At 63.5% G+C, this 22415-nt stretch carries 17 protein-coding genes; 11 read left to right on the forward strand and 6 right to left on the reverse strand.

The window, feature by feature from the left end; translation table 11 throughout:
- Positions 1 to 86 precede the first annotated feature (86 nt).
- Together eno and HMPREF9465_RS07790 are read left to right on the forward strand one after the other, a co-directional pair.
- Positions 87 to 1376, forward strand: a complete 1290-nt coding sequence (gene eno / locus HMPREF9465_RS07785) for a phosphopyruvate hydratase (RefSeq protein ID WP_005435758.1) — start codon at positions 87 to 89, stop codon at positions 1374 to 1376.
- A gap of 18 nt (positions 1377 to 1394) precedes the next feature.
- Entirely contained in the window at positions 1395 to 1829 is a 435-nt protein-coding gene (locus HMPREF9465_RS07790) for an FtsB family cell division protein (RefSeq protein ID WP_005435760.1), read from the forward strand.
- Positions 1830 to 1930: 101 nt separating this feature from the next.
- Here the strand turns inward: HMPREF9465_RS07790 and HMPREF9465_RS07795 are convergent, their stop codons facing one another.
- A complete protein-coding gene (locus HMPREF9465_RS07795; RefSeq protein WP_005435762.1) occupies positions 1931 to 2839 on the reverse strand; it encodes an Hsp33 family molecular chaperone HslO in 909 nt (302 codons plus the stop codon).
- 222 nt (positions 2840 to 3061) lie between these two features.
- On the opposite strand from HMPREF9465_RS07795, the gene HMPREF9465_RS07800 reads away from it, so the two are divergent.
- The 7 genes from HMPREF9465_RS07800 (at position 3062) to HMPREF9465_RS07830 (ending at position 8539) form a co-directional block, all read left to right on the forward strand.
- Entirely contained in the window at positions 3062 to 3907 is an 846-nt protein-coding gene (locus tag HMPREF9465_RS07800) for a PHP domain-containing protein (RefSeq protein ID WP_005435763.1), read from the forward strand.
- Between the two features lie 146 nt (positions 3908 to 4053).
- A complete protein-coding gene (locus HMPREF9465_RS07805) occupies positions 4054 to 4704 on the forward strand; it encodes a site-2 protease family protein (RefSeq protein ID WP_005435764.1) in 651 nt (216 codons plus the stop codon).
- 11 nt (positions 4705 to 4715) lie between these two features.
- Positions 4716 to 5294, forward strand: coding sequence for a class I SAM-dependent methyltransferase (locus HMPREF9465_RS07810; protein WP_005435765.1), 579 nt, complete (start codon positions 4716 to 4718; stop codon positions 5292 to 5294).
- A 215-nt stretch (positions 5295 to 5509) separates the two neighbouring features.
- Entirely contained in the window at positions 5510 to 6667 is a 1158-nt protein-coding gene (bamC, locus tag HMPREF9465_RS07815; RefSeq protein WP_005435766.1) for an outer membrane protein assembly factor BamC, read from the forward strand.
- A gap of 129 nt (positions 6668 to 6796) precedes the next feature.
- Positions 6797 to 7501 (forward strand): DUF805 domain-containing protein, encoded by a 705-nt coding sequence (locus tag HMPREF9465_RS12460; protein ID WP_005435767.1) that lies wholly within the window; start codon positions 6797 to 6799, stop codon positions 7499 to 7501.
- Positions 7502 to 7512: 11 nt separating this feature from the next.
- Positions 7513 to 7908 carry a DUF805 domain-containing protein gene (locus tag HMPREF9465_RS07825; RefSeq protein WP_005435768.1) on the forward strand — a complete coding sequence of 132 codons (396 nt, stop codon included), beginning with the start codon at positions 7513 to 7515 and terminating at the stop codon, positions 7906 to 7908.
- 4 nt (positions 7909 to 7912) lie between these two features.
- The gene (locus tag HMPREF9465_RS07830) at positions 7913 to 8539 is read left to right on the forward strand and encodes an FKBP-type peptidyl-prolyl cis-trans isomerase (protein WP_005435769.1); all 627 of its coding nucleotides are present in this window, start codon (positions 7913 to 7915) and stop codon (positions 8537 to 8539) included.
- A gap of 84 nt (positions 8540 to 8623) precedes the next feature.
- Here HMPREF9465_RS07830 and gluQRS read toward each other — a convergent pair whose 3' ends face one another.
- Both gluQRS and HMPREF9465_RS07840 read right to left on the reverse strand, forming a co-directional pair.
- Positions 8624 to 9487: a tRNA glutamyl-Q(34) synthetase GluQRS gene (gene gluQRS / locus HMPREF9465_RS07835; protein WP_005435771.1), complete on the reverse strand. Its 864-nt coding sequence runs from the start codon at positions 9485 to 9487 to the stop codon at positions 8624 to 8626.
- 108 nt (positions 9488 to 9595) lie between these two features.
- The gene (locus HMPREF9465_RS07840) at positions 9596 to 13093 is read right to left on the reverse strand and encodes an Rne/Rng family ribonuclease (RefSeq protein ID WP_005435779.1); all 3498 of its coding nucleotides are present in this window, start codon (positions 13091 to 13093) and stop codon (positions 9596 to 9598) included.
- Positions 13094 to 14302: 1209 nt separating this feature from the next.
- Here HMPREF9465_RS07840 and HMPREF9465_RS07845 point away from each other — a divergent pair.
- Both HMPREF9465_RS07845 and HMPREF9465_RS07850 read left to right on the forward strand, forming a co-directional pair.
- Entirely contained in the window at positions 14303 to 15268 is a 966-nt protein-coding gene (locus HMPREF9465_RS07845) for an RluA family pseudouridine synthase (RefSeq protein WP_005435783.1), read from the forward strand.
- Between the two features lies 1 nt (position 15269).
- Entirely contained in the window at positions 15270 to 15962 is a 693-nt protein-coding gene (locus tag HMPREF9465_RS07850) for an HAD family hydrolase (protein ID WP_005435786.1), read from the forward strand.
- Between the two features lie 87 nt (positions 15963 to 16049).
- On the opposite strand, the gene HMPREF9465_RS07855 is transcribed toward HMPREF9465_RS07850, so the two are convergent.
- The 3 genes from HMPREF9465_RS07855 to HMPREF9465_RS07865 all read right to left on the reverse strand — a co-directional run bounded on the left by HMPREF9465_RS07855 (position 16050) and on the right by HMPREF9465_RS07865 (position 22320).
- A complete protein-coding gene (locus HMPREF9465_RS07855; RefSeq protein ID WP_005435789.1) occupies positions 16050 to 19427 on the reverse strand; it encodes an AAA family ATPase in 3378 nt (1125 codons plus the stop codon).
- Entirely contained in the window at positions 19424 to 20728 is a 1305-nt protein-coding gene (locus tag HMPREF9465_RS12465) for an exonuclease SbcCD subunit D (RefSeq protein ID WP_005435791.1), read from the reverse strand. Before HMPREF9465_RS12465 ends, HMPREF9465_RS07855 begins: the two co-directional genes overlap by 4 nt.
- 80 nt (positions 20729 to 20808) lie before the next feature.
- Positions 20809 to 22320 (reverse strand): flavocytochrome c, encoded by a 1512-nt coding sequence (locus HMPREF9465_RS07865; RefSeq protein ID WP_005435793.1) that lies wholly within the window; start codon positions 22318 to 22320, stop codon positions 20809 to 20811.
- Positions 22321 to 22415 lie beyond the last annotated feature (95 nt).

Raw genomic sequence — 22415 nt, forward strand, 5'->3', positions numbered from 1 at the left:
TGCCCGCGATCCGCACGCAACGTCGTCGAACCGCGGGAATCTTCTTTCCTTGACATCCCTTTTTCATCCAAACGAAAGGACAAAAGATGAGCGCAATTATTGATGTGATCGGCCGTGAAGTTCTCGACAGCCGCGGCAATCCGACCGTTGAAGCCGAAGTCTGGCTCGAAAGCGGCGCCATGGGCCGCGCCGCCGTGCCGTCCGGCGCCTCCACGGGCGTGCGCGAGGCTCTCGAGCTTCGCGACAAGGATCCGAAGCGCTACTGCGGCAAGGGCGTGCTGACCGCCGTCGCCAACGTCTCCGGCGAAATCGCCGACGCCCTCATGGGCCTTGAGGCCTCCGACCAGGCCTACATCGACCGCACGATGATTGCGCTCGACGGCACCGAAAACAAGGGCCGCCTCGGCGCCAATGCCATCCTCGCCGTCTCCATGGCCGTGGCCCGCGCCGCCGCCGAAGAGGCCGGCATGCCGCTCTACCGCTACTTCGGCGGCATGGGTGCCCTCCAGATGCCCGTCCCGATGATGAACGTCATCAACGGCGGTGCTCACGCCAACAACAACCTCGACCTGCAGGAGTTCATGATCATTCCGGTGGGCGCTCCGTCCTTCCGTGAAGCCCTTCGCTACGGTGCCGAGACGTTCCATGCCCTCAAGAAGATCATCAACGCCCGCGGCATGTCCACGGCCGTCGGTGACGAGGGCGGCTTCGCCCCCAAGTGCGAAAGCCATGAAGAAGCCATCGAGCTCATCCTCGAAGCCATCAAGGCTGCCGGCTTTGAAGCAGGCAAGGACATCATGATCGGTCTCGACTGCGCCTCGAGCGAATTCTTCGAAGACGGCAAGTACGTCATGAAGAAGTCCTCTGGCAAGGCCCTCACGGCCGAGGAATGGATCGCTGTTCTCGAGGACTGGGTCAACAAGTACCCGATCATCTCGATCGAAGACGGCATGGCTGAAGGCGACTGGGAAGGCTGGGCCAAGCTCACGGCCGCTCTCGGCAAGCGCGTCCAGCTCGTGGGTGACGACCTCTTCGTGACGAATCCCGCTATCCTCAAGGAAGGCATTGAAAAGGGGGTTGCGAACTCCATCCTCATCAAGGTCAACCAGATCGGTACGCTTACCGAAACGTTTGAAGCCATTGAGATGGCCAAGCGCGCGGGCTACACCGCCGTCGTCTCCCACCGCTCGGGCGAGACGGAAGACAGCACGATCGCCGACATCGCCGTTGGTCTCAACGCCGGTCAGATCAAGACCGGTTCCATGAGCCGCTCCGACCGCATGGCCAAGTACAACCAGCTTCTTCGCATCGAGGAACACCTCGCCGAAGTGGCTCAGTATCCCGGCCGCGACGCCTTCTACTGCCTTCGCAAGTAAGACGGACGCCTTGAAGCGATGACGCGCATCTTCATGCTCGTGCTGGCGGCAGGCATCTGCGTCGTGGGGTTCCAGCTCTTCGGGCCCGGCGGCGCATGGTTTCGTGCCGCCGAGCTTGAGGAGGCGCTCGCGCTTCAGAATGAGGCCAACCGCGTTCAGCAGGACCGCAACGAGGCTCTGGGCGCAGAGCTTTATTCGCTTGAGCACCGCAGGGACGCCATTGAGGAGCGCGCCCGCAGGGAGCTCTACATGGTGAAGGCCGACGAGGTGCTTTTCCGCCTTGAGACGCCGGGAGAATATGAGCAGAGGGCCCGCGAGCTCGCGAGCATGCCTGACTACCGCTCTCCCAACATCAAGCCGGGCTCCGCGCCGACGTTCTCCGCGAAGCGCGCCGACCTCTACCATGCGCCCAAGAACCTTCGCGCGCCTCCGTCCCGCACGAAGCGCCAGTAAGGCAAGAAAAAAACGCACGATCCGCCGCAATCGGACCGTGCGTTTTTTCTTTGCTCGTGAAGTAGGGAGGAAAGTGAAGCTTTCCTCCCTGGAAGACCTGATCAGTTGAGCGTTCTGGGCTGGGCGGGAGCGCCCGCGAAAAGAGAGGCAACATCAGCGCTGTCGAAGGAGCGTACCTGACCGCAGAAGTGGCAGGTGATGTCGATCGAGCCGCGTTCGGCGATGATGGCTTCGGCCTCCTCCCGGCCCAGAGAAAGGATCATGCTCCGCACGCCTTCGTCGGAGCAGCGGCATTTGAATTCGGGCCTGGCTTCGAGCGTGACGTTCGGGGATTCCTCCCAGAAGAGACGGCGGTTGATCTCTTCGGGATCGAGCGTGAGAAGCTCTTCGCTCTTGACGGTGTCGGCGAAGATCTTGAGACGCTGCCAGCCTTCCTCGTCGAAGTCCTCGGGAAGGGCCTTGCCGCCGAGAAGCGGCATTTTCTGCAGCATCAGACCGCCGACGCCGGATTCGTCGCTTGCGAGCTTGATCTTCGTTTCGACCTGTTCGCTCGTCGCGAAGTAGTTCGTCATGGCTTCGGCGAAGGTTTCACCTGCAAGACTCACCACGCCCTGATAGGGCTGGGTGTCGGGATCGCGCCCCGTCTGGTCGAGAATGAGCGCGCAGCGACCGCGGCCGCCTGCGTTGACGAGTTCGGTCATGCCTGCGTCGGCGCTGATCTCGCCAGCGTCCTCTCGCATCGTCACGGAGACGCGGAAGAGGAGGCCGGGACGGACTTCCGCCACGAGTAGCTTGATGGGACCGTCGCCCGCAATCTGCAGAAGCACCGTGCCGTCAAACTCGAGGGCGGCTGCCGCAAGAAGTGCGGAGGCCGTCACTTCGCCCGCCAAGCGGCGAACGGCGAGGGGCAGATGCTGATGCTCGACCGAGCGGCTGAATTCGTCGTGAAGCACGACGGTCTCGCCGCGGACGGCGGCACGCTGGAAAAGCAGTTTCTGAAGGGCGTCCATATGAATTCCTGTGTGTTCGCGCGCAGTGCGGGCGGCGCAGGCGGGATCATGCGCCCGCCGCGGCCGGAGCGGGCCCGCGCGCAATTGAAGCAATACGCTTTATATGGGGGCAAGGGGACGCCTTTTCAAGTGAGCCGAATACCATGTCCGCCTCAAGCGGTCCTGAACGCGCGGCCGTATAATCAAAAAATTACTACGTACTTCCCGCGCAAGGCTCTTCTGATGATCATCGACCTGCACATGCACTCCAATGTTTCCGACGGGAAGCTTTCGCCCGCCGACCTCGTGCGTCTCGTGCATGCAAACGGCGTGGAGCTCATGGCGCTGACGGACCACGATACGATGGACGGCGTCAGGCAGGCATCGGCCGCCGCCGAGGAGCTCGGCGTCGGGTTCATTCCCGGCGTGGAGATCTCGACGGGATGGGGAGGACGCGTCGTGCACATCGTGGGGCTCGGAGTCGATCCTGATGCGCCAGGCATCGACGCATTCTTCAGCAGCATCTGCACCAAGCGCGACCGGCGCGGCCGCCTTATCGGCGAACGATTCGAGCAGCTCTACGGCATACGCGGCGCCTACGAGGGCGCGCTTTCGCTTGCCGACAACAAGGACAACCTTTCCCGCACTCACTTCGCACGCTGGCTCATGCAGGAGGGCGTCGTGAAGGAGTATCAGGAGGCCTTCGACCGCTTTCTCAAGACGGGGAGGCCTTGTTGCGTCGACATCGACTGGCCGGGACTCACCGAAGTGGTCGACGTCATCCACAATTCGGGCGGCGTCGCGGTCATTGCACATCCCGGACGCTACAGCTTCAGCGAGTCCTGGATGCTCGACGAGTTTCTCAAGGCCTTCAGGGACGCGGGCGGCGAGGCGATTGAGGTCTGCTCAGGATCCCAGTCCCGCGATGCGGACGTCTTCTTTGCGGACGTCGCGCGCCGCATGGACTTTCTCGCGAGTTCGGGCTCCGACTGGCATGCGCCCGGCACCGTGCGTCCCATGCCCGGCACGCAGCTGCAGATTCCCGAGGATCTCACGCCCGTCTGGCGCATCATTCCGCGTCGCCGTTGACACGTTTTCAAACAGTCTGTCGACATTTACGCGGATCGGTCGGCGTGCACGGCGCGGGTTTGTGGCAGACTTTCACGATTGAACCCCTTCCGTAAATCCATCCGGGCGCAGTCTTTCCACTGCACCCCGAAGCCTTTGCTCCCTCCATGATTGAAAACGCCATTCAGATCATCTGCGTCTACGCCATTCCGCTCATCTTCGCCATCACGCTCCATGAGGCCGCGCACGGCTGGGCGGCGAAGAAGCTTGGCGACGACACCGCCTGGATTCTCGGCCGCGTGACGGCCAATCCCGTTCCCCACATCGATCCCGTCGGCACCGTGCTCGTGCCCGGGGCGCTTGTCCTGATGTCCGCTCTCACGGGCGGCGCGGGCTTCGTCTTCGGCTGGGCCAAGCCCGTGCCGATCAATCCGCGTTACTTCAGGCACTTCAACCGCGACATGATGCTCACGGCGCTTGCGGGGCCCGCCTCCAACCTTTTGCAGGCGATCGCCTGGGCCGTGGTGCTCAAGCTCGTCGTGATGCTCGGGATCTCCGAGCGGTTCGTGATCAGCGTGTGCGCGGCCGGCATCTCGGTCAACCTGATGCTGATGGCCTTCAACCTCATTCCGATTCCGCCGCTCGACGGCGGCCGCATCCTGAGGGGACTTCTGCCCTCGAGCGGCAGGAGCCTTCTGGACAGGATCGAGCCCTACGGCATGGTGATCCTCGTCGTGCTGATGGCGGGCGGAGGCCTCGGGTTCTTCGCCCGTCCCTTCCTCGAGGCGGGACGCTGGCTCGTCGAGCTCGTGCTGTGACGGGAGGTGCCATGGCGCGCAACGACTATTCCGAATGCTTCACGAGGCCTTCGCCCTGGGTGCTTCGCTGGAAGCACCTGCTGCCCCGTCAGGGCGAGGTGCTGGACGTGGCCTGCGGGCCCGGAAGGCATACGGCGCTTCTGGCTCTTGAGGGCCGCAGGGTTCTAGCCTGCGACATCGACCTGACGGGCGTCGAGGCCCTTGCGGAGCTCCCGAACGTGACGCTCGAGTGCAGGGATCTCGAGGGAGAGCGCTGGCCATGGGAGGCGGAGCGGTTTGCGGGGATCGTCGTGACGAACTACCTGCACAGGCCGCACTTTCCGCATTACTGGGATAGCCTGATGCCGGGCGGCGTCCTCATCATGGAGACCTTCACGGAAGCCAATATGATGATCTGGGAGCATCCGCGCAATCCCGACCACTATCTGACGGAGGGGGAGCTCATTCGCCTGGCTCCTGCCGATGCGCGAGTCGTCGCCTACGAGGAGGGACTCACTCCCGCTGATACGTGCGTCGCGAGAATCGTCCTCATGAAGCACGCGCCTGCGGAGTGCTACGCCGCTCCGCTTGAGGCGGGACTCGGTCTCTGATGGCGGACCTCCGTAATTACCGCAATCGGCCGCTTTCAAAAGCGCCTTGAGGCGGTCAAGTTTGCTAAACTCTTCAGGATATTGTCGGTCGCCCTGCGGCCGGAGGTCTTCGCACGGCGGAGACGTTTTTTCGCGGAGCTATTCCGGACGGGGCCTTCCCGGCCTGTGTTCGACGCACGGTTCCGCATTGGTTTCTCTAGCAAAGGATTACCCCGATGAATAAGCGTACGCTGCGTGCCGCCGCTCTCTGTCCTGCTCTGCTGGTCCTTGGCGGCTGCTCGGCTCTCGGCATCAACTTTACGGACGACAAGGTTCAGTACGAAGCCTCCAATACGCGTGCCAATCTCGAAGTGCCGCCTGATCTTGCGCCTGTCGCCAATGAAAACCGCTTCGAGGTGCCGTCCCGTCCGGGCGTCGTCAGTGCCAACACCGAGATGGCAAGGGCTCAGGTCGCAGGCGAAGCCACTCAGGAGCGCGGCTCCATCGTGCAGCGCACGGTCGTTGCCAAGCTCATGCGCGACGGTAACGAACGCTGGCTTCGCGTCAACGCCGACGCCGAGCCGCTCTGGACCGTCGTCACCGACTTCTGGCCGAGCGTCGGCCTCACGATTCGTCGTCAGGACGCCAAGACCGGCTACCTTGAGACCGAATGGGCCGAAAACAAGGCAAAGCTTCCGCAGGACATCATCCGCGGCACGATCGGCAAGGTGCTCGACTTCGCCTACTCCACGGGCGAACGCGATCAGTACCGCTGCCGCATCGAGCGCAATGACGACGGCACGAGTGACATCTTCCTGACGCATCGTTCGATGGTTGAGGTCGTCACCGGCTCTCAGAGCGACTCCACGGTCTGGCAGCCCGGTCCCTCCGACCCGACGATGGAGGCCGAAATGCTTCAGCGTCTGGCCATCCGCATCGACGAGGAGTTCAATCCCGATGCTCTGCCGATCAAGAAGGCCGATGCGGCCGTTGTTGAGGACATCACCAAGCGCGAGTCCCGCAGCGATGTCGTGAAGGCTGCCGACGGCACGCTTGAGGCAGTCGTCCTCAAGGAGCCGTTTGACCGCGCCTGGCGCACCACGGGTCTCCTCATCGACCGCATGGGCTTTGAGCTTGTCGACCGCGACCGTGCCGCCGGCAACTTCATCGTCCGCTACCTTGACCCCGCCTATGAAGTCAAGGTCAAGTCCGAACGCGGTTTCTTCAAGCGTGTCTTCGGTTCCGACGAGGCCATTGAGGCGCCCGAATACCGCATCCATCTGGGCGATGAAGGCTCCGTGACACGCATTCAGGTGCTCGGTGCCGATGGTGGCGCCGATACGACCGGTTCCGCCGGAAGCATCCTGACGCTTCTCGCCGAGCAGCTCCGCTGACCGCCGAAAGGCGCATCCGGCCTGCGGCTTGCCGCAGGTGCGTTCAAAGCCTCGGATCCGGACTCTCTCGTAGAGGTCCTCCGGGGCTTTTCAAGTTTTGGACCGCTTGCCTTCAGGGATTGATGAACGATGAGTGTGGCCGTCAATGAGATCCTCTCTCTGTCCTTCAAGGGACGTGCGAGCCGCGGTGCCTACTGGCGCACGCTTGCGGCGCTGGCCGTGCTTGCGGCGGCAGGCGGATTGGCGCTCGATTCGCTTTCGGGCCTTGCGGGCGGAGGCGCCGCGCAGAAGGGACTCGATCTTCTCATATGGGGGTGGCTCCTCTTTCTGGCCGCCTTTCTGGTGTCGGCCGTCGTGCGCCGGCTGCACGACATCAGCTATGGGGCTGTTGCGGCGGTATTTCTGATCGTGCCCGGCCTTCAGATCATCGTGCTCGTCATCCTCGGTCTGATGCCGGGCAAGAAGGGGCTCAACCGCTTCGGTCCGGATCCGCTTGCCGTGATGACGGTGAGGGATGCCGCGCCCGTGCGTCGAACCGAACGGAGCGACACCGTCAGGTGTCCTGCGCGCGAAGTGCGCGAGACGCTTGAGGGCGAGGTCGTGGAGCCGGGGCCCGATCTGGAGGGCACGATCATTCGCGAACGCATGAGTGCCGAGGCCGAAGACTGGGCCTCCGATCTCATCGCAGGAGCGAAGGCGCGCATCGAAGCTTCGCCTGAAAGCCGTGAGGGTGAGGTTGCCGCCGTCAGGGCGGGGCTTGTTGCCGCGCGCAACGAGGGGCGTCTCACCCAGTCTGCGTTCGTGCGATGGGTGCAGATCCTCGAGGGGCTCTGAGGCGGGGCATCATGCGCTGGAGCAGGCTCGCCATGGGATTCTGCCCGCAGTTCCGAAGCGGGAGGAGGCTTTACGCCCAGGAGACGACGGGCGCGCTTCTGGCGGGGCTTTTTCTCTGGCTCATGATCAATCCGATAGCCGACGCCGAGTTCATCAGCGACGAGATGCTGACTTGGATCGGCCGCTTCGTCTATCCTCTCCTCATCAATCTCATTCTTATCTTCATGACCGTGTCCGCGGCGCGCAGGCTGCACGATGCCGGTCATTCGGGGGCCTGGGCACTGTTCGTGATGTGTCCGGGCGCAAATATTTTTCTGATGCTGTACCTGCTGCTGCGCCCCGGCGTCTCACGGCCAACGGGTTGGAGACGTCTGGAAGAGGCGGCTGCCGAGTGCGGCTGGGAGTGAAAACATGGCGCTTGCCGTCAAGAAAGACATGCTCGTAACCCTGTCCGTTCGCATGGCGGACATGTCCGGAAAGATTCTTGAGGAATCGGGCCCCGAGGGGCTCACCTATCTGCACGGGCACGGCGACATCTTCCCGAAGCTCGAGGCTGCGCTTGAGGGCCGCTTTCCCGGCGAAGGCTTCTTCATCAAGCTTGAGCCCGAGGATGCCTTCGGGGAATACGATCCCGATTCGCTCGTCATGGTGCCGGTTGAACGTCTGGGCAACCCCGAGACCGTGGTCCGTGGTCTTGTCTTCGAGGGCGTGCCCGGCGAGGCCAATGACGGCCGACGCTGGCACGTGACCGACATTGCCGATGGCATGGCGGTGCTCGAAACCAATCATCCGCTCGCAGGCATGGCGCTTCAGTTCGAGGTGAAGGTGATGGAAGTCGCCGAACCTTCCGACGAGGATGCCGTGGGCGACGACAATGTCGTCGTGCCGGGCTTCCTGTCTATCGCAGACCGCATCGTGAGCGAGGATGAAGAGGACGAAAGCGACGAGACGATGGACCGCATGCTTGAGGAGCATGCGCACCCGGACGACTCGGCCATGGCCCGCATGGCTTCGGCGGCGCCGCGCATCATCCGCTGATCGTCACCACGATTTCCTTTCAAAAGGCGGTTGCTCTTCTTGAGAGCGCCGCCTTTTGTCGCATCTGCGCCTTCTTCGGAGGCATTACGGGACGGCGTGCCTCGACTTCCAGAGGGGGAGCGCCGCATCCCAGAAGGCATGAATCGAGTCTGCACCAAGTCTGTCGAATCCGAGGTGCATCCATGCACGCTCGAGTTCGCCGAGCGGATCGTCTTCATCAAGGGGCGTTGCCCCCTGCTGCTTAGAGAGCTTCTGCCCCTCGGGGTTGAGCACCAGGGGCAGATGCATGTAGCAGGGAGCTTGGGCACCGAGCGCCTCGATGAGCTGGATCTGACGAGGCGTGTTGTCGAGCAGGTCGGCGCCGCGCACCACGTCGGTGACGCCCTGATGAATGTCGTCGACGATGGCGGCGAGCTGATAGGCCCAGAGGCCGTCCGCACGCTTGAGTACGAAGTCGCCGACTTCGTGTTCAACGTCCTGTGTGAAGTCGCCGCAAAGGCGGTCGGTGAAGGTGGTGGTTCCTGAAGTCGTCAGAAAACGCATGGCGCGCACGGGGCGACCGTGCGTTCCCAAGCGGCATGTGCCGGGATAGACGCCGGCGGGAAGACCAAGCTCGGCGGCCCGAAGGGCAACTTCCTTGCGGGAGCAGGCGCAGCCGTATACGCGCCCTTGGGCGATCAGGCGATCGAGGGCCGCCTGATATGCTTCGTGTCTGTCGTGTTGCCAGAGAACGGGCTCGTCCGATGCAAGGCCGAGCCTTGCGAGGGTGCGGATGATGTGTTCGCCTGCGCCCGGAATGTCCCTGGGCGGGTCGATGTCCTCGATGCGAACGAGCCAGACGCCGTCGTGGGCGCGCGCATCGAGAAAGCTCGCCATGGCAGCGACAAGACTGCCTGCATGAAGGGCGCCTGTGGGAGAGGGGGCAAAACGGCCTCGGTAGGACGACATGGTGCGGGAGACAGAGGTGAAGATGATTGTAGAAGAAAAAGGGCGCCGCACGCCTTGAAGCGTTCGGCGCCCTTGTGGGCTCTGACCGGGGTCAGTCATCAGGGCTCATCAGGCCTCGCGGGTGTGAACCTGCACGAGCGGCTCTTCGTTGAGAGCAGCAGGAGCCTGATAGGGACGACCGGGATAGCGCACGGCCTCGTAGACGACGGGGCGGCAGAGCTCGGGACGGGTATGAACCTGTTCGAGCGGGCCCTCGGTCTCGCCTTCAGCCTTGACGGGCATCGGGCGGCCGCTGTAGCGGACGACGTCGTAGCCCTTGAAGGTCACGAGCTCGGGCTTGGTGTGCACCTGCTCGAGGCCAGCGCGGGCGAGGTTGGCTTCGAGGCCCTCGGCCACGTCGCCCATGAGCGGCGCGTGCACGACGGCTTCGGTCCCGACAGCGGGAGCGGCTTCGACGACGGGGGCGGCTTCAACAGCGGATTCTGCAGCGGCTTCGACAGCCTCGGCCTTGAGTTCGACAGCTTCAGCCTGAACCTGAACCTTTCCCGCCTCTTCCTCCTTGGTCTCAAGGGCCTTGGCGGTGACGGCGATCTTCCCGAGCGGATCGGGCTCGGCGACGATGCCGGCGACGGCTTCGGCGATCGGCTTCAGGTGGGTCTTCACTGTTTCGTCCGGCTTGACCTTGCTGCGACGGGAGCGGCGCGGACGGCGGTCGGACTTCTCGAAGCTTTCCGTAATGAGCTGGGCCACGTCGGCCATGTGCTCGGGGCTCTTCAGCAGGTCGGCTTCCGTCTTGGGGGCTTCAGCCTCGGCAGATCGGGTTTCGATCTGCACGAGCGGCTCTTCGGCGGCTTCAACGGCCTGATGAACGGGCTTGCGGCCGCGCGGCTGGGCCTCGACGTAGTCGGAGGGCTCGGCCTTGGCCGTCGTCTCGACCTGAACGAGTTCAGAGGCGCCGACGTCCATGCCTGCGAAGAGATCCTCTGCGGGCTTGAGGTCTTCGGCGGGCCGGGACTCGACCTGAGCTTCAGGCTTGGCCTGCGCCTGTTCCTCGGCCTTCACTTCGTCAGGAGCCTCGACGACAGCTTCGGGAGCGGCATCGGCGGTCGTTTCGGCGGCGCCTTCGGCAGTCTCGCCTGCGGCCTTGCCGCTGCGACGGCGGCGGCGCGGACGACGGCGGCGGGTTTCGCCCTGAGCTTCGTCGACGGCTTCCTCGCCTTCGGGACGAACGGCTTCAGCTTCGTCGGCCTTCGGTTCCTTGGTCACCGCTTCGGCGGGCATCTCGACAACGGGGGCGGCCTTGACTTCGGTCTTGACCTCTTCCTTCACCTCGGGAGCGACTTCAGCCTGAGCGGCGGGGGCGACCTCTTGGGCTTCGGAGACAATGGTCTGAAGGGCTTCGGGCTGTGCGGCCTGAGCTTCGGCTTCGGCAGGACGACGGCGGCGGGAGCGGCGGCGCTGGGTGCGTTCGCCCTCGGCCTTTTCGACGGATTCGTCACGGGCGTCCTGAGCCTGCGGGGCGGCCTCGGCGACCGGACGGCGGGCGGGACGCTCGCGGCGCTTCTTCTCTTCGATGCGCTCTTCGGGCTTTTCAGTCTTGTCGGCTTTTTCCTCGGTGCGTTCCGTGCGGCGGGTGCGGGAGGAGGCGTCACGACGGGAGTCGCGGCGGCCACCGCGACGACGGCGGTCTTCGCGGCCGGCGTCCTTGGACTTTTCCTTGCCTTCGGTCTTGTTTTCCTCGACCTTCTTTTCCTCTTCCTTCTTTTCATCCTTGCTGCCGAAGAGGAAGCTCATGATGCGAGAGAAGAGGCCCTTTTCCTGCGTGACGGGCTGGAGCTGGGCGGACTTGCCGGCCTCGGCCTTGGCTTCCTCGGCCTTTTGCGGATGCACGGGAGCGGGATCACGCGGGAGTACGTTCTTGATGACGGGAACCTGCTTCGGACGCTGGGGCTTGTCCTCCTGGCTCTTCAGGGCGTACGGATCGTCGGCCACCTGGGCGACGTCCTCGGCGCGGTTGAAACTCGGCGTCGTGTCTTCGAGGCGCTCGTCGTCCTGACGCAGGCGCTCGATGTGGTAGTGCGGCGTCTCGAGCTTGGTGTTCGGGATGAGCACGATGGGCACGCGGTGGCGTGCCTCAAGCTTCGTGATGTCGTTGCGCTTCTCGTTGAGGAGGAAGGTGGCGACGTCGACGGGAACCTGCGCGTGCACGGCGCCCGTGCCTTCCTTCATGGCCTCTTCCTGAAGGATGCGCAGGACCTGCAGGGCGCAGCTTTCCGTGTCGCGGATCACGCCGACGCCGTTGCAGCGCGGGCAGGTGACGTGGCTGCCTTCGGAAAGGGCAGGACGCAGGCGCTGGCGGGAGAGCTCCATCAGGCCGAAGCGGCTGATCTTGGCCATCTGGACGCGGGCGCGGTCGTACTTGAGGGCGTCCTTGAGACGCTGCTCGACGGCGCGTTGGTTCTTCGTGTCGGCCATGTCGATAAAGTCGATCACGATGAGGCCGCCAAGGTCGCGCAGGCGCATCTGGCGGGCCACTTCGTCGGCAGCCTCGCAGTTGGTGCGGAAGGCCGTCTCCTCGATGTCGGCGCCGCGCGTGGCGCGTGCGGAGTTGACGTCGACGGCGACGAGGGCTTCCGTATGGTCGATCACGATCGCGCCGCCGGAGGGCAGCGGGACCGTGCGGGAGTAGGCTGTTTCGATCTGGTGTTCGATCTGGAAGCGCGTGAAGAGCGGAATGTCCTCACGGTAGCGCTTGACGCGGCCGACCATGTCGGGCATGACGTGCGACATGAACTGGCGGGCCTGTTCATAGATCTCGTCCGTGTCGACGAGCACTTCGCCGATGTCGGGCTGGAAGTAGTCGCGGATGGCGCGCACGACGAGGTTGGATTCCTCAACGATCAGGAAGGGCGGAGGATTGGCGCGGCGAAGCGGGCGGCCTTCGACGACGCTCGTCTTGACGAGCTGCGTGGTGCGGCGGCCGTTTTCCTCGCGCACGAGCTCATACTGCGGCGCAGCGGCTTCGGAGATGGCCTCCCAGAGCTTGAGGAGGTAGTTGAGGTCCCACTGGAGCTCTTCGGTCGTACGGCCGATGCCGGCCGTGCGGGCGATGGTGGACATGCCGCCAGGCAGGTCGAGCTTTTCCATGGCCTCGCGCAGTTCCTGACGTTCCTCGCCTTCAATGCGGCGGGAGACGCCGCCACCGCGCGGATTGTTCGGCATGAGGACGAGATAGCGGCCGGCAAGGCTGATGAAGGTCGTGAGGGCGGCGCCCTTGTTGCCGCGCTCTTCCTTTTCGACCTGAACGATCAGTTCCTGACCTTCCGTGATGGCTTCGCGGATGGAGGCCGAACGGACGTCGACGCCTTCCTTGAAGTAGGCGCGGGAGATTTCCTTGAAGGGAAGGAAGCCGTGGCGCTCTTCGCCGTAGTTGACGAAGCAGGCTTCGAGGCTGGGCTCGATGCGGGTCACGACGCCCTTGTAGATGTTGGACTTGCGGGCTTCGCGGCCCACGGTCTCGATGTCGATGTCGATGAGCTTCTGTCCATCGACGATGCCGACGCGGGTTTCTTCCGCGTGCGTGGCATTGAAAAGCATGCGCTTCATGGCATTGCACTCCGGCCGCCACTGACGCGGGCGGACTTTGGCGTGCCTTGAAGTGAAATGGCGCCTGTCCCTGCATTCGCTGCGGGCAACGGCAAGCGCGCCTCAGCCGCATCGAAGGACGCAGGCCCGTCATGCCGGACCTCGTTGAGGTCGGCACGGGTGGCGTCTTCCGCGCGTTTCGGCGCCGACGGCACGCGTGCTCCCATGGTGCGTGTGACGCACCTTTTGGAGCCCTGCGGCCGGCCATCCTGGTTGCTGTCGGGTGCGTCAACGGCGCTGTGTCTGCCCCGATCGGGGCAACTGGGGAGAGTCTTCACGAGCGGACGCGGGAGCGTTCGAACGGGCTCAATCCCTCACAGCATTCCGAGCCTTCTCCATCGTGCGGAGCACGAGGAAAAGCCCGCCGGTGCATACGCTGATAAGCGCGGCCGGAGCATTTTTCAGACCCGTCGGAGGCTTCGGGCGCAGATGACTCTACGCAGCGCGCTCAACACCCGAAGGGAAGACGGGGGAGCTGCGCCAGTGCGTGCTGCGCGGCGGGAAAGAGGGACCTCCCTCGAATTTCCCGGTCCGGGGTCCGCTCAGGCCGGGCTGACAGCCCGGAGCGGCAGACAAGTGAATTTCAGCTTCAAAGGCAACGGCATCGGGGATTGTCGCCCTGATGCCGCCTGCATCCCTCTCTCGGCAGGAGCCGTCGCAGGCGCGGGCTGCTCGGCCGGCGGACCGGTCGCGATGCTTCTCCGCTCGTCTCGCTTCGGTTCCGGACACGACCGCCGCAAAGGGGGCGGACAAGCGCTCAAGCTGGCCTCACGGCTTTGCCGGGGCTGCGAGCCTAATGTCGGGGAGCCGTTTCGAGAACGGTGCGGCGCATCGCGGAGGTCCTGTCGGACGGCGCGGACGCCTTGGCGAGGGCTCGGTACGCCGGGTACCGGGACGCCTGTTGAACAAAATGGGTTTTAGCCCGACGCTTCGCCAGTGGGGCGGCGGACACAAAAATCGATGAAAACGTGAGAGAATGCGCGTCATGACGCGGCTTCGGGCCGCATCAATGCCTGACGGGGCGCTTTCAAGCCTCGTCACGTCTGAAACCTGACCGCCTGAAGCCGTCGAGCGGACGGTGGTTCAAACGATCATAGCCGACAAGTATAAACGATGAGTGGAGAAAACAAAGCGGAAATTTCCATCCTGCCTTCGTCCGGGATCACGTCTTTGCGTACTGACGGCGTCAACTGGATTGCGGTCGGCCCGGATGCGGACGGCCAGCGTGTCGACAACTATCTTGCACGCGTTGCCAAGGGCGTGCCCAAAAGCCACATCTACCGCATCATCAGGGCTGGTGAGGTGCGCGTCAACAAGGCGCGCGTCAAGGCGGAGACGAAGCTCGTCGAGGGTGACCTGCTGCGCGTGCCTCCGATCAGGATTTCTCAGAAGCCCGCAGGCAGGCCTGCGGCCGTGCCCCTTGCTGAAGGGACGGTTCCCGTCCTGTACGAGGACAGACATCTTCTCATCGTCAACAAGCCTTCGGGCATTGCCGCCCACGGCGGCTCGGGCATTTCGCACGGTCTCATCGAGCGCCTGCGCGCCTCGCGTCCCGACGAACCCTTTCTTGAGCTTGCCCACAGGCTCGACCGCGAGACCTCCGGCGCCATCATCGTCTGTCGAAGCCGCAAGGCACTCGTGCGCCTTCACGACATGATGAAGGAGAGCGGCGGCATTGAGAAGCACTACCGCCTGCTCGTCAAGGGCGACTGGGTCAACGACCGCCAGCACGTGAAGCTTCCGCTCGTGCGCTATCTGTTGCCCTCGGGCGAGCGTCGCGTGCGCGTCGATCAGGTCGAGGGAGTTCCCGCCCACACGATCTTCACGCTTCTGAAGCGCTACGGCTCCGTCAGCTATCTTGATGCGGAGCTCAAGACGGGGCGCACGCACCAGATTCGCGTCCATGCGCTCTCCCAGGGCTTCCCGCTCGTGGGTGACGACAAGTACGGGGACTTCGACTTCAACAGGGAGGTGTCGCGAGGCCTGCTCGGTGCGCCTCTCAAGCGCATGTTTCTGCACGCCGCCCGCCTGCGCTTCACGCATCCCGTGACGGGCGAGCAGCTCGACATTCAGGCGCCGATGCCTGAGGACTGTGCTGCGCTTCTAAAGGTTCTTGATGAGAAGGGAGGCCGCTGACATGACGGGCTTTGCACCCAAGTACGATCTTTTTGTCTTTGACTGGGACGGCACCGTCATGGACACGACGGCTCTCATCGCGAAGGGCATCCAGCATGCCGCGCGCGAAATGGGCTATCCCGTGCCGTCCTTTCAGGACGCCTGTGGCGTGATCGGCCTCGACTGGCGAAGCGCCATCCTCAAGGTCGTGCCTGACTGTCCCGAGTCCGAGCACATGAGGTTCGGTGAAATCTACCGCGCGTGGTACATCCCGCACGAGGCGGACGTGATCCTCTTCCCCGGCATGCGCGAGTTGATCGTTGGACTTCATGCAAGAGGCCTCAGGACGGCGGTTGCAACGGGCAAGAGTCGTGAAGGCCTTCGGCGCGTATTCGAGCGTACGGGATTGGAAGGCTTCTTCATGACGACGCAGACGGCGTCCGAATGTCTTCCCAAGCCCAATGCCGAGATGCTCGAGAAGATCGGCATTGAGCTTGATGTTCCTGCCGAACGAACGGTCATGATCGGCGATACGACCCACGACGTGATCATGGCGCACCGCTACGGCTGCGATGCTGCGGCCATGACTTACGGCGCATCGACGCTTCAGGACCTCATCGCCTCGAAGCCTGCCGTGCTTTGCCCTGACGTCAGGGCGCTTGCCGAATACTTGGGAGTGTCCGAGTTGGTGAAGGACGTTGACTTTACACGCTGAGTGTTTTCTCACCTGACTTGAAGAAGCCCTGCGGGGGTGATCCTGCAGGGCTTCGCTTTCTTTTGAGCTTGTTGTGGAACTGTACAGCTATTCTGCGTCAATTTTCGTGACTCCAGGTCCTGACAGCGTGCTTCTGCCGCTTCCGGGACGCTTCGTCACGACGATCTGCGCATCAATGCGTTCACGAATGCTCTTGACATGGGAGATGATGCCGATGAGCTTGCCGCTCGACTTCTGGAGCGTCTCGAGGGCGTAAAGCGCTTTGTTGAGCGTGTCCTCGTCGAGAGTGCCGAAGCCTTCGTCGAGGAACAGTGTGTCGACCCTCAGATTTCGGCCGCCCATGCGTGAGAGCCCGAGGGCAAGCGCCAGACTCACCATGAAGCTTTCGCCACCGGAGAGGTTCTGGGAGGTGCGCACCTGACTTCCCATCTCGTGGTCGATGACGTCGAGAGAAAGTCCCGACGGCCCGCCCGTCCTGAGCTGGTAGCGGGGCGACATGGTCTTCATGGCCTCGTTGGCGAGCTTGAGGAGGATGCGGAACGTGATCTTCTGGGCGGCCGCCCTGAACTTCTTGCCGTCATGGCTGCCGAGCAGCATGTTGAGCTGCTCCCACTGACCGGCAAGTTCACGAAGCCGTTCGATTTCCCTGCGTGCGTCGTCGGCTTCAAGTCTACGACGGTCATCCTCGGCCATCGACTTTTTCGCTGCGCTCAGTTCATCCCTGCCTGCAAGGAGCTTGGTGGCGGCATTCGCCGCCTTGGGCGCAAGCGCTTCGGCCGTCTCTGTTGTCAGAGACTTGGCGGATTCTTCCTTCACCTGTCTATCAAGCTGCGCGACCTCGCCGGAAAGACGCACGCGCTCTTCGACGAGCTTTTGCATTTGCGTTCTGCAAGCTCTGATCGTCTCAGCCGGCAGAGCGGCGCCTCTGGCTTCGTCGATCGTTTCAAAATCTGCATCCTCAAGTGCCTTGGCAAGAGCAGTGCGCTTCTCTGTGATCTGGGCGTCCAGATCCGCCGAGGTTTTTCTGAGCGTTTCGGCACGGGCAGTGCCTTCCCTTTCGTTTGCCTGCGCCTTTGAGAGAGCGTCTTGCGCGACGTGCAGGCGGGCGCGGGCCTCGTTGAGGGCCCGATCGTGAGCGGTGAGCTCTGCTTCGGGATTGCGTTCTCCGAAGGCTTCCGCTCTCAGAGCGACAGCGTCGGTGCATGCCTTCTTCGCTGCGCCGCACGCTGCCTCCGCGGTGTTCTTCGCTTGTGTTGCCCTGGCGGCATCGGACTGACAAACGGCAAGCGTACGGTCGGCGCGGGTGAGTGCGTCGGCAGCCTGGCTTGCCTGAGCTTCGAGCTTCCTTCGGTTTGCAACGCGGGCTTCGAGCGCGGTGCAGAGCGCGGGGAGATCGAGTTCGGCGTCGCTGTCAGGAAGCTGTGAGCGAAGTTCCTGAGCATGCGTCTTTTCAGCCTCCAAAGCCTTGGAGGCGGCGTCACGGTTCTCGCGGGTATGCCTGAGCTCTCCCTCAAGTTTTTCGAGAAGAGCCTGCGCCTTCCGGAACCTTTCTGCGGATAGGCTTTTGTTTTCCAGCGCCTCGCGCTCCTTGAGCTCTGCGGCACGGCAGGCGCGCTCGCCTTCTGCAAGATCGCTCGTCCACTTGTCCAGTGCGTTTCGTTCTTCACTGAGAGACTTGAGGTGCGTGTTGTCAGGTGTCGACAGCACGGTGCAAAGTCCCGGATGGCGCTTCTCGATGGCATCAAGGCGCTCTTCGAGACGGTGCAGAAGCCCCTGCATTTCGGGAGCACCCGAGGCCTCCCACCAGATGGGGTCGGCCGATGCGGCCATGCGTGCCGTGCTAGCCTCAATCGTGGCCTTCTGCTGAAGGAGCGTCTCGACGTGGCGTGCGAGTGCCATCTCTTCGGTCAGAGTCTTCATGCGAAGCAGTGTGGCTTCGTAGGAGCTCTTTGCCTGCATGGCGGCAAGGGTCTTGCGAGCCTGTTCCAGAGTGGTCTGACACGCGGCATGGGCTTCGACGGCGGCCTTCACCTCTGCTTCGAATGACGCCGTCTTGACGCGGCCGAGCTCAAGACGTCCCACGAGGGTGTCGGCATTCTGCTCCTCCTGCCGCAGGCGGGTGGAGAGCGCTTCAATCGCAGCGGCAGACTGCTTCAGAAGCGCAAGCGGAGTCTCGAGCTGTGCATCGGCAGAAGTGGTGGTCATGCGTTCCTGCAGGCGGGCGGACTCATCGGCGGCCTTCTTTTGTCGGGCGGCTGCTGTTTCGAGGTCCGCGCATGCGGTCTTCTCAGCCTCGAAGGCTGCTTCGGCAGTCTTTTGTGCGGTTGACGCCTGATGAGAGAGTCGTCTGATGCCTTCGTCAGCCTCGAGCATGCGGCGGTATTCGGGCATGAAGCCGTCTCTGGTGGCTGCGGCTCCTCGCTCCGCCGTCGCGGCGGTCTTCAGGGTAGCTTCCAGATCAGGGAGGGCAGTGCGTACCGCTTCAAGCTGAGATTCCGCTTCGGCCAGTTCGGACTTGTTGCGTGTGAACAGAACCTCGGTCTTGAGAAGCTCTTCATGGCGCTCGACAGGCTTTGCGGCCTGCTCGGCGCGTTCGGCCTTCCTGAGCTCGGGCTCGAAGGCAGCCTCGGCCGCCTTTGCGGCGGCTTCGACCCTGACGCGGTCTGCAAGGTCGCAGGTCAGTCTGTCGAGTCCCCTGCGCCAGCGCAGTGCTTCGTCCAGCTCTTTCGAGGCTTTTTCCATGGCGGGCACCTTGAGCGAGAGCTCGGTCACCGTTTGTTCCAGCGCCCGACGATCCTCGTCGGAGAGAATCTGCATGCCCTCGAGTCTGGCGACGGCCATGTCAAGACTGTCGCGGGCGCTTCGGTTTTTCTCGAAGATCTTCATGCTGACGGCCGAATAAAGATCCGTCCCCGTGATCTTTTCGAGGAGATTTGCACGCTCGTCGTCGGCAGCCTTGAGGAAGTTGGAGAAGGCGCCCTGCGCAAGCAGCACCGAGCGGGTGAAGATCGGGAAGGACATGCGCGTGATGCGCTGGATCTCGCTTTCCCACAGGCGCTTCTGACTGGCGATGACGCGTCCCGTCCTGTCTTCGGGGCTTGCGAAGGCCACAAGCTCGACTTCGTCTTCGGAAAGCCTGCCCGTACGCTTCGTGCGCCGGCTCCATCGCGACAGGTACTCGCGGCCGTCCGCCTCGAATCGAACGGCGGCGCTGGCCGCGCCTTCCCCCTTCGTCATGACGGGGCAGGCGTCGGGTCCCTCGAACTTGACGTGTGTGTCCGTCATGCGGGGCGTCGTGGCATAAAGCGCGAGCGAGACGGCGTCGAGAATCGTCGACTTGCCGCTGCCCGTCGGGCCGATGATGGCAAAAAGCGGACTGCGCCTGAAGTCGGCGTTCGTGAAGTCGATCTCCCAGGTGCCCGCAAGTGAGTTGATGTTCGTGAACCGGAGTTGCAGGAGCCTCATGCCGGAACCTCCTCGGCGGTGTTCTTCTCTTGGTTGGGTGTGTCGGCGCTTTCGATGGCGGGGCGCGTCTCGATGCGCACCTCCTCGACCGCTTCGTCGAGAAGCGGCATGAGCTTGCGATAGGCGTCGTCTGCGCCTTCGCGCGTTTCAAAGCGCTCCTCAAGAAAGGACTTGAAGACGGATTCGGGCGTCAGGTCGTCGAGGGACGGCGCATTGAGCTCGTCCTCTTCGTATTTGCGTGCGGCCTGCTGGTTGCGTACGGCGGTGACGATGACGCCGTGCGCCTCGCCCCAGGCGGTGAGTTCGCCCGCAAGGTCGGGCACGCATTCGTCCGACGTGAGCGTCGCTTCGACGAAGGGCTTTTCATGTGTTGCGCCGGCCTCGGCAATGTCTGCGCGAAGCTCCTCGAACGTGCCGCTGACACGAACGAATTCACGGGGCTGCCTGACGGGAAGTTCCTCGAAGGTCATGCCGCCCGTTTCATCGAAGGTGAGCTCGACGATGTGATGGCGGTACGGGATGTGCGAGTAGGAAAGCGAGACGGGAGAGCCGCTGTAGCGCATGGGAATCTGTGCCTTGACCGTCTGGCTGTTGTGAATGTGTCCGAGGGCGACGTAGTCCCAGTCCGTGCCGAAGGCGTCGGCCGTGACGTTACGAAGAGAGCCCACGTAGGCACTCTCGTTCGGTGTCGTCGGGTCGTCGTCGGGTCGCAGGCGCGATCCCGTCACGAACAGGTGCCCCATGGCGATTCGGGGTACTCGTGCGCCGTCGAGCGCCTCGTCCAGAAAGCCGTTAACGGTATCGTAGTGCTTCCTGACGCCCGACTCGAATCTGGCGGCCCTCGTGGCGTCCGTGTCGTCGATTGAGCCGCCTCTTACGTCGCCCTCGCGCAGGAAGGGAACGGCCGCGACGGCAAGGAGGGGCTCGCCCGCATCGTCTCGGAGAACGAACGCCTGACTTTCGGGCGACTCGCCCGCGACAAAGCAGTTCATCGTTTCGAGAAGTGCCCTGGGGGCTTCGAGAAAGCGCTGTGAGTCGTGGTTGCCCGCCGTGATGACGGTGGCCATGACCGACGTGCCCGAGAGGGCGCGGATCATGTCGTAATAGAGGCGCTGGGCACTGTTTGCGGGCATGGACGTGTCGAAGATGTCGCCCGCTAGAAGAATGACATCGGGCCTGCGCTTCTCGACGAGTTCGAGAAAGTCGCGGATGAAGACCCGGAAGTCGTCCGTGCGGTCGATCGTTCCGAGTTCCTTGCCGATGTGCCAGTCGGCCGAGTGAAAGATGCGAAGCTTTGGCAAAGGAAGGGCCTCCGTGGGTTCTGTGGAACCATTATGACGGAAGCCGCGTCAGGTTGCGTCGTCTGGCGACGGAGTGGCCCTCAGCCGCCCGTTCCTGCCGCAGGCTTCGTCTTCGCGCGCAGCTTTGCCCAGTCTGCGGCTTCGGTGCCCGCGATGCGGCCGTAGACGATGGCTGCGGTAAGACCTGCACCCTCAAGGCGTCTGGCGCCGAGGACGCCGCCCGTCACTTCGCCCGCAGCATAGAGCCCGGCAATGGGGCCCTTGTCGCTCAGGACGCGGGCGCGCGGGTCGATCTTGAGGCCGCCGAGTGTCGTGTGAATGCCGGGGCGCACGCTCACGGCGTAGAGCGGGGAGCTGTCGAGGCGGCTCAGGAGCTGGGGACGGCCGAAGTCCGTGTCCTCCTGACGGTCGACCATGCTACGGTAGCGCACGAGGGTTTCGTGGAACTTTTCGGGAGGCACGCGGATGCCTCGGGCGAGTTCAAGGTCGGACGTGCCGCGAATGAAGTAGCCCGAGCGGGCGTAGCTCTTGAGAACTGGCATGTCGTCGATCATCGCCTGATCGAAGATGAGCCAGGCGCGGCCGCTGTTCTTGTCGCGGATCTGCTCCGCCAGTTTTTCGGAAAGCTCGTCGGCGAAGCGTTCGCCCTTGTCGTTGACGAGGATCGCGCCGTTGACGCGCACCTGATGAGGCAGGATGAGACCGGAAAAAGGAAGCGTGGTCGGATGAACCGTCACGGCGTGCATGTCGACTGTTCGGGCCCCCATGTTCTCGGCAAGAAGGATGCCGTCGCCCGTGGCGGCGGGGGAGTTGGTGGACTGCAGGCCCTGCGTGTGGCGTGCGAAACGGGAGACCATCGCCTCGTTTGCGCTGAAGCCGCCCGTTGCGATGACCACGGCGGGCGCATCAATCCTGTACTCCCTGCCCTTCGTGTTGAGGACGACGACGCCGTTGACGCGGCCCTCGGCGTCGGTTGTGATTCTCTTGACGGCGGTGCGGGTGCGGATGGGCACACCGTGGGATTCGATCCCGTGCAGAAGGGCGTTGATGATTTCGGGCCCGATGAGGCCGCGCTTGGGCTGGATGCCGCGCTTGGAAACCGTGCCGTCCTCATTGAGGTTGCAGGCCGTCTGAAGGCTGTCGTCGCGGGTGATGCAGAGGGGCTCGAGTTCGGCGCCGTAGCTGCGAAGCCATTCAACGGCTTCGCCCGAGCCGGAGACGATGCGTGTGAGAAGGGCCTGATCGGTCGTGCGGCCGCCCTTGCGGATCATGTCGCTCTCGAGCAGCTCGAGCTCGCGGGGTTCGCCCTTCGGGACGCCGAGCATGAAGCCCGTGGCAAGAACGGTGTTGCCTCCAATGAAGGGCATCTTCTCGACGACGATTACCTTCGCGCCCGCTTCGGCTGCGGAGAGCGCCGACGTGAGACCTGAGCCGCCCGCACCGATCACGACCACGTCGCAGTGCGCGTCGGCGGCAAGGGCCGATGTGGCTGCCGCTGCAAGGCCGATGCCGGCGGCAATGCCCGCCGCGCCGCGAAGGCAGCGCGAAAGAAGTTTGCCGAGGGTCTGATGACCGTGTCCGCTGTTGAGCATGGTGTGGTTTCGAGCTGAAGACAGTCTTTGAAGGTTGGGCGTCGTTCGCCCTTTGCAGGTCTCGGGTAAACCCGTAGGCAAAAGAATAGCAAAAA

Origin of the sequence: Sutterella wadsworthensis 2_1_59BFAA (assembly GCF_000297775.1) — a bacterium.
GTDB lineage: Bacteria > Pseudomonadota > Gammaproteobacteria > Burkholderiales > Burkholderiaceae_F > Sutterella > Sutterella wadsworthensis_A.